Genomic DNA, 8,182 nt, shown 5'->3' with positions numbered 1-8,182 from the left:
TTCCGGTTCTGTGTTCGCTGAGCGAAAAGATTCAGGGTCGGTGTTTCTCGCTCGTTCTGCTAGGGGCCAGAGTCTTCTCGGTATCCACCAGCCTGTCATCCCCCTGGCAGAGTCCTTGGATCTATCGTTTTGCGAGTTTTTTGGGGTGGCTGGGCGATGAAATGACCCGGTAGGATCGGGCAGCTAGCTCATCATTGTCTCAAGGAGGAGACAACCCTTTGGCCGAACTTGGTCAGGAACACCCGCCCCGCCGCAAAGCCGGCCGTTTCAAAACGGCAGTGGTGCTGATCATCACGTGCATGCTGACCATCTTCGTGGTCCGGTCGCTGCTGCCGCAAACCGTCGGCGAACAAGCCCGACGTTATCTCGAAGCGAAGCTGGACTCCCACTATCAGGACTGGGACGTCAAGATCAAACGTGGCACATTCCAACCCGGAACCGGCTTGGTTTTTGAGTCGATCGAGATCTCACCTAAAACCAACCGCAACAACCTGGTTTCTAAATGGTGGTCCCAACAACCGGCCGTCAAAGTCGACCGGCTCACGGTCTTCGCGGACTTGGACCCGCAAAAGTGGATGGCAGGCGACAGCCCCCTATCCACCCGCCGCATTGTGGTCGAGGGCGTCACCACCAATTTGCACGTTGCCAACGACAACACGCTCTCGCTGGCTTCGCTTCTTCCGTTGCCACAAATGGGCCCGCCATGCCCGCAAATCGATCTGTACGAGGTCGTGACCAACCTGACGTTCGACGCGGGCGTCCAAGAGAATGCCAGCTCCAACGACGCCAGCCCACGGCCGATTTCGGCCAGCATTCAACCGATCCAGCTTCGCTGGTCAGACATCGCGATCTCCACAGAGACCTCCAAACCAAACGCAATCGGGATCTCAAACCAAACCTACGAACACAAACTGATTTTCGCCCGTGGCGACAGCAACTTCAGTGGTCCGATTTAGTTGGCTATTGACAATTTGGTGTACGGTGCAAACTAACAATTGCGAGTCAAAACCGCCATCGACGGTTGTTACATCGACGATGCCGTCATCGCCAAAGTCCGCTCAAGAATCTCAAACTGGTTGCCATCCAATTCAAGCGTCAGCCTGCTGGGCGACCTCTCGGCGGAATACACCAAGCAGAACGACCATGACCAGTTTCATCTCGACCTCAAGCTGCACGACGGCAACCTGAACGACCCGCGCTTGCCATCACAAATCCGCCAAGCTCGCGGACGAATTCAAATCACCCCGACTGAAATCAAACTGTTCCCAACACAAGCTCAGTTTGGCGACGCACTGTGCACGCTGCGAGGTTCTGCAGCACTCCTGCGTCAATCCTCCACCCGTTTCGACCTGGGCGCGACGGACCTGCATTTCACCGGCGAAGGATTGACTCTGGACCGATCCTTGGCGGAAGTGTTGCCCAGCAAGCTGCACACGCTGTGGCAAAAGTTCCAAGCCCGCGGCCGCTTGAACTTGACCGCCCACGCCACCAACCCGGCCCCTCTTCGTTCCAAAGCATGGGACCTGCAATCCAAAGTGGATGTTCGTGGTGTCGACGTGCAATTTGATAAGTTCCCATACCCCGTCGAACAACTCGTCGGCACCATCTGGATCCAGGATGGATTCGCAACCGCGGAACAACTCACCGGCCGCGCAGGCGGTCAACGTTTGCTGTGTGACTTTCGAGTCCCCGTCCGAATCGATCCCGATGCTCCGAAGGTCCATACCAAACAAATCAAAATTCAAACCGAAGGCGCGGTTCTGATCGATGACGCTCTGATCACCGCCTTGACCCCTCGCGAAAATCGCCAGAGTGATTCCAGCGCGTCGTCCATGGGCACCGCATCGCGTGCTCCGACCCAAATGAGCACGTCACGATCCGTCTCCAAGGTGGAACAGTTTGTCCGCTCATTGCGACCACGCGGCGCGATCGAGTGGGCCACTGCCACGCTCGAAACGGATCCCCGAGGCAACTCTTCCCGTCAATTCGATTTTGGCATCGCCGGCGGAACACTTCGATACGACAAATTTCCCTACCCGCTTTACAACGTCAAAGGCCGCGTCAAAATCGAAGACGACTTGGTTCGTATGATCGGCTTCACGGCCAACAACGCTGGCTCCGCGAAAGTGGAATGCGAAGGGCTGTATCATATTCCCACGCCCAACGCAGGACTCTCTGACTCGGAACTGAACCTCCGTTTCAAAGTCGCCGATCTCTCGATGGACCAATCGCTTCGCGTTTCACTCCCCGAGTCGACTCGCCACATCTGGGACTCGCTGTCCCCCGGTGGAACCCTCGACCAACTGGATGTCCATATCCATCAATCTGGAGCGGAACCGCTGGACCTGACTTTGGTTGCCAACCAAATCGAGTCCGAGCAGGTGACACCGGATTCTCTCAGCCTACGCCCTGTCGCGGTTCCCTATCGCATCGACATCGTGGGTGGCCACGTCGAGTACCGCGACAACCAAGTCCGAATCAGCAATCTTCGGGGACGCCACGACGGGTCTCAGATGGTCGCCGACGGCACCTGCACTCAGCACCCATCTGGACGCTGGTTGCTTGCGATGGACCTGCACAGCGGTTGCCGCTTGGTCCCCGACGAAGAATTGATTGCGGCAATGCCCGAGCAAGTCGGAAAGGCACTGCGAACCCTCGATTTGCGAGGCCCCATCAGCCTGCGTGGTAAAACCAATTTGCTGCTGGCCAACGATGACACATCCACCCCCGTGATCGATTGGGACCTGTTGCTGCAACTCGAAGGCAACCGAATCTCTGACGTTGGCCCCGTCCATTCGCTTCGTGGCGAAATCCAAGTCCAAGGCGTTCGCGATGCAGAGGTGCTGCAAGCGGTCGGAAACATTGCCCTGGATTCGATGCATGCATACGGATTGCAAATCACTTCGCTACGGGGACCGTTCTCGATCGCCAATGAACAACTTCGACTCGGCAAAAACGCGAGACTGCCATCCCCTAATCCAGAGCCCAATGGCAGCGGCGTTCCCATCGTCGGTGCGCTGTTCGGAGGCAAACTCAGCCTCAGCGGAAGCACGCTGCTATCAAGTGGCGATTTCGAAATCGACGCTTCACTTGCCAACGCCCAGATCGCAACCTGCCTCGCTGAAATTGGCCAGCACCGAACCGGCATCACCGGTCGCTTCGATGGCGACTCCCACCTGGAAGGACGCTTGGGCGATTTGGATTTGCTCAAAGGCAACGGTCGAGGCAGCATCAGCGGCGCGAACTTGTACCAGCTGCCGTATCTGGTCCAAGTCCTGAACTTGCTCCGCATCAAAGCCACGGAAGATGTCGCTTTCACCAACGGCGAAACTGAATTCTCAATCTTCGGTGAAGACCTGAACTTCAACCGCCTGGTGCTTTGGGGTGATCTCGTCGCTCTTGAGGGAGGCGGTACACTCAGTCGCCGCGAACACGTGGACATGTCCTTCAACACTCGCGTCAGCCCGCAGAACCTGTTCAGCAAAGTCGTCAATCCGCTGAGAGACAACCGCTACACACTGTGGACCATCGAAGTCGACGGGCCAATCGAAGCGCCAACCATCCGCAGAAAATCGCTCAGCGGAATCACACAAACCATGGAAGACTGGTTCCCAGGGATGGTCCGTTCGACCACCGCCGACGGTGGAAACGTCAACCGGTGAGGCCGATGCGTTCGGTCGAAAACACGCATCAAAGGTGTGCGAGTCGGAATTCTTTTTTCGACGATTGATCCTCACGAAGACCAGTTGGACAATCGCAAATCAAGCCCGCAACATCCAACCAAATACTCGACCAAAATCTCCCGATCGTCGAGCACTAAGAAAAACTCAGACTCTTCGATCTGCCCCGGTAAATCCTGGTCGAGTATTGGAAGGATGAAGGATTATTCGTCCGCATGGGTTAAAGATCTTGATGCGGCCCCGCGCAGGCCCAGTGGGCGTCGGAATGAACGCCCTTGCGTGCCATAATCCACTCGTTGATAGCAATCCAAAAATTGCTCGATGATTCGGTGTTCGCCGACAACCGCTGTCAACTCAGCGGTTCCCGCCACGCCAAACGCCGACAACAAGTGACTGCGTTCGAACTCGATCAATCGTTTCGATACACTGTAGGTGGCAGCGATGGCTTTCGTTGGCATTCCTTCCATCACACAATTGAGCACTTTGCGTTGACGCTCCGTCAGCCCCTCTAGAATTCGGTTGCGCTTACGATGGGCCTCTTCCATGCCAACTTGAAAGCCATCCCAATCAATCGCTTGCCGAATATGACCACGCAATGAACTGCGGAACTTCTGCCCCTCTTCCAACGACTTCAAAACGATGCCCCATGCACCTTTCTCAAAGGCATTGATTACCGTTTCAAACGACAACTGCCCTGCAACCAAGATGAGCGGTAGACTGCAATTGGATTCCAACAACGCCTTCTGAACATGTTGAAACCCGTCTCCGACCAAGTCGACATCCACCACCAAACACCCTGGACGTGGAATTCGGCCACTCGCAATCCGTTCCAACAACTGGTCACTGGAAGAACACTGCTCGACACGCCAATCCGAGTCGGATTCAATCAGCGTTTTCAGGTTATCCGACGTTCCCTCCTCATTGGAACTCCGAGCCAGCAAGCAAACACCAGCGCGCTCGTTCGCAGATTCATTCACGGTCATGCCTCACCATTGATTCTATAAATCGCCAATCGGCGAGCTCTCCCCCCACTCAGCAAGCGGTCATCCGGGACGAGCGAATTGAGGCTAGCACAACCCCCCTGGCAGGTAACGGATGTTTATCCCGCAATAAGGTGCGCAATATCGCACTTCCACAGCGACGACCGAAAGCTTTCAAACTGAAACTGGTGTACATCCCACCACATAAAAAAGCCTGAACAGCTTCTCGAACGTGTGAACGTGATCACATCCAGAAAATTTCACGGCGAAGCCAGCATCGGTACAAAACCGGTGGGCTGGAAACGCGTGCAAAGAAGCCTGCAACACGAAGAAGGCAACAGAAGAGATTGAAGAAGGATGCTCTTCAGAAGAAGAAAAAGTTGCCTGGGCGCTCATTCACTCAGCGGACCTGCCGCAGGGGATGTTGAGAAGGTACCGCCAAACGCCAGCCGCTCGATCGCTCGAGCGGCGCGGTGGATCACTTGTTCGCCGAGATGGCGTCGATCACGAGACCAGTTCTGCAGAGTCGCTCGACGCTTCAACTGCTTTCTTTTCGCTTGCACGCCGGCGTCGCTTCTTCGGCTTGGTAATGCCCCACTCCTTCGTCAGCATTTCAAACACCTCTGGCGTTTCGTAGCGAACGATGTTCTTGCCTTCCGGCATCGGCCCAATCAAACCGCGAAAAACGGGCATGCCGCGCAGAGCCAGGTCGGTGCTGCAGTCGTCGATGCCAACCTGTTCGTGGTGATCGGTCAAAGGATCGAGCGAAACGTAATCGCGAATTTGAAGCGAACCGTCACTGCCGCGAGCAACGACTCGAAAGGTGTCTTTTTTTGTCATGGCGGAATCATTCCGTTGGAGAGGTGTTGTCAAATCAATCCGATGGCGGCGATGGATGGGAGGTCACCGCCGCGAAGTTGATTTCATCGGTGCCATGAAACAGTTATCGACCTCCGAGGATGCAAACCCAAACATCCAATGATCACCCGACTCACACGGAACCGCCGCTTTGAAAGGCGTGATCGGCGAAAGATGATTTCTCCGAACATTCGTTGCAGCCGTTCGCGTCGATTCGCTCAGTCTTCCGCTGCCTCCAGTTGCATTCGAAGGTAGCTTCGTGCTTCCGGTTCTTTCAGCCCCAATGCGGTCGCAAGATCCAACACTTCTGTCCGAGCCGTTTCCACCGACTCATCGCTGGGAAAACGCTCATGCAACACTCGTTCGATCTCTGCAAACTCCCCCAACCCGATCACGCGGTCAATCGTGACCGTCATCGGATCGGGTGATCCCAAGTGAAACGTTTCTCGTTGCTTGGTCACCGTAGCAACTTTGTGAAAACCAAGTCGGTCGAACAACGTCTCCATGGATTCCCCGTTGGGATCACCCGGATCCAAACGCCACTCCAACTCCTCGCGCGCCTTGACCGCTCCAGGTCGTTTGGCCCCCTTGTAAGTCACCAACGGCGTTCCATCGATACGCCGAACTCGCAACGCTTCGCCTGACTTGGCGAAGTCACGTGACGGATGGTTGTAATACGTGTCTTGGTTTTCGTTTTCCGACACCAACACCGCGTCATTCTCCGCCAATCGTTCGCGAAGTTCGCTGACGTTGGCGACGCGAAATTTCAGTTCAATTTCAAACATCCGTCTCTCTTTTCAAGTTTCTAAACCAATCCGTTTGCGAACTCGCCTGCGAGCATTTCCCATTGCTCCTCAGCGAACGTCCAATCGAACCAATGGAGCTGGGCTGCCTTCGCTGGTGACCCACACATCTGATTTTGAATCGACTGCAATCGCTTCGATCTGTTTCAATTTTGGTAAATCGAATGCCGCGGGAGTCCGAGACATCTGATGCTTCAACGTTGCGTGATCCGCCTTGGCAAATTGGAACGCTTGCCAATACGTTGAAACCCAAACGTCGCCTGTTGCTGGATCCCGATCCGCTGCCGTGGCCAACGCCAGGGGCAACCGAATGATCAATTCGGCCTCGATGTCTCTGTTCAACCTGCCACTCGAACCATTCACCAATGCAACCCGATACAGCCCCACCCAGGGCGTGAATCGCTTGCACAACAAGATCAGTTCTCCGGACGGTTCGTCAAACCAAATCGCTTCGCAATCTTGCGGACCATGCGGGTATTTCACGCGGAGCACATGAACGTCATCTCTAGCCACCTCTCCTGACTTCCGCGGATCCATTTCGTCGACGATCAATAGCTCGATGTGGTCACGCTGTCGTTGATTGTCACCGCAATCCGCGATCACCAACCTTGCCGGCCTATCCGATTGAAGCGGCGGAAGAATCGCGAGGTCTTCCCAATCCACCGCCGTGATACCGGGCAGTTCCCAATGCCCAGTCGTTTCGCCCGTCTTGGAATCAAAAGCAAACAGCCTCGCCCGATCGCCCGAATCATTGTGTGACCATATGCAGGTTGGATCTTTCGAGGAAAAGACCATCCCGCTGCTCTCGGTCAACTCCTTGTCAGCCAACTCAATCTTGTTTGCCACCTCAACCGAAGCGACCACAGGTTCGTCCGCCAACAGATTGGACTGCGCTGCGAGGGCGACCAGCATCCACACAAGCAATGCTGAACAAACGTGGAATCGACGAATCATCACAAACGTTTCCTTGGCTCAACAGTCCGGAACAGAAGAGACTTCACCCGAGTCGGGCCTCATTCGAAGCGGGACGCGTTTCAAGATCTCTCGGATGCCAAATGCTGTCTTGTGCAGGCCTTCATGAGAAGCCAACGCTCCCGTGACGGCAACTCGGCCGATCCCCGACTGAGCGACCTTCTCGACATTTTCCAGTCCAATGCCTCCAATCGCAAAGGCCGGCAGACTGTAATCGCTCGTTCGTTCCTCGTCACTGACCTGCTTCAAGAATTCACAACCTGGAAAGTGATCGAATGACTTGGTCTTTCCAGGAAAGGTCGGCCCACACCCGATGTAGTCTGCCGTGGTTCCAGCGGCTTCGCGAACCTGCTCGATGTCATGCGTCGACAAACCGACCAAACGATCCCGCCCCACCACGCGCCGTACCGCATCCACGGGCACTTCTTCTTGCCCCACATGAACCCCATCCGCATCGGCCGCCACAGCGATATCGGCTCGATCGTTGATGATCCACAAAACGCCACGTCGCTTCGCAATGACCGCTCCCAGACTGGCCTGCTGATACAAAGTCCGATCATCCACGCTTGAATCGCGAAGCTGAATCACGTCGACGCCAGCATCGACCAACTCATCCATCCGGGCTTCCAAATGTTCCGCGTCAGGCTCGCAAGCGATCAAGGCATAAAGCCTCGCCTCTTGAATCCGTCGTGAACGATCGTTCACACTCGCGACCTTCAATTCCAAATCGCGGAACGTGGCATAGCACTGGTAGCGAATGGACTCGATGCTCGCCGCGAATTCTGGATCCGCTGTCTTTCCGTATTCTTCCAAGCATCGCAACGCTTGCTGGGTGCGAGTCGTCGCGGCAGCGACCACCGCCGACAAATCCGCTCGCGTTTGTTCGCTT

7 protein-coding genes are annotated in these 8,182 nt (G+C 55.5%); 2 read left to right on the top strand and 5 right to left on the bottom strand.

Going from position 1 to position 8,182, the window contains the following annotated elements:
• Nucleotides 1-218: 218 nt before the first annotated feature.
• Entirely contained in the window at nt 219-956 is a 738-nt protein-coding gene (locus ACF8AM_RS18895) for a hypothetical protein (RefSeq protein WP_392557139.1), read from the top strand.
• 39 nt (nt 957-995) lie between these two features.
• Nucleotides 996-3,662, top strand: a complete 2,667-nt coding sequence (locus ACF8AM_RS18890; RefSeq protein WP_392557138.1) for a hypothetical protein — start codon at nt 996-998, stop codon at nt 3,660-3,662.
• 221 nt (nt 3,663-3,883) lie between these two features.
• On the opposite strand, the gene ACF8AM_RS18885 is transcribed toward ACF8AM_RS18890, so the two are convergent.
• The 5 genes from ACF8AM_RS18885 to thiE form a co-directional block, all read right to left on the bottom strand.
• Nucleotides 3,884-4,663 carry a response regulator transcription factor gene (locus ACF8AM_RS18885; protein ID WP_392557137.1) on the bottom strand — a complete coding sequence of 260 codons (780 nt, stop codon included), beginning with the start codon at nt 4,661-4,663 and terminating at the stop codon, nt 3,884-3,886.
• Nucleotides 4,664-5,164: 501 nt separating this feature from the next.
• Nucleotides 5,165-5,500 (bottom strand): hypothetical protein, encoded by a 336-nt coding sequence (locus ACF8AM_RS18880; RefSeq protein ID WP_392557136.1) that lies wholly within the window; start codon nt 5,498-5,500, stop codon nt 5,165-5,167.
• A 236-nt stretch (nt 5,501-5,736) separates the two neighbouring features.
• Nucleotides 5,737-6,303 (bottom strand): class IV adenylate cyclase, encoded by a 567-nt coding sequence (gene cyaB / locus ACF8AM_RS18875; protein WP_392557135.1) that lies wholly within the window; start codon nt 6,301-6,303, stop codon nt 5,737-5,739.
• A gap of 69 nt (nt 6,304-6,372) precedes the next feature.
• A complete protein-coding gene (locus ACF8AM_RS18870) occupies nt 6,373-7,275 on the bottom strand; it encodes a hypothetical protein (protein ID WP_392557134.1) in 903 nt (300 codons plus the stop codon).
• An 18-nt stretch (nt 7,276-7,293) separates the two neighbouring features.
• On the bottom strand, nt 7,294-8,182 hold an 889-nt coding region (gene thiE, locus ACF8AM_RS18865; RefSeq protein ID WP_392557133.1), incomplete at its 5' end, for a thiamine phosphate synthase.

The organism is Rhodopirellula sp. JB055 (assembly GCF_043100905.1).
Classification (GTDB): domain Bacteria; phylum Planctomycetota; class Planctomycetia; order Pirellulales; family Pirellulaceae; genus Rhodopirellula.
Note: the sequence above shows the minus strand (reverse complement) of the source record. Positions and strands in the feature narration are given on the sequence as shown.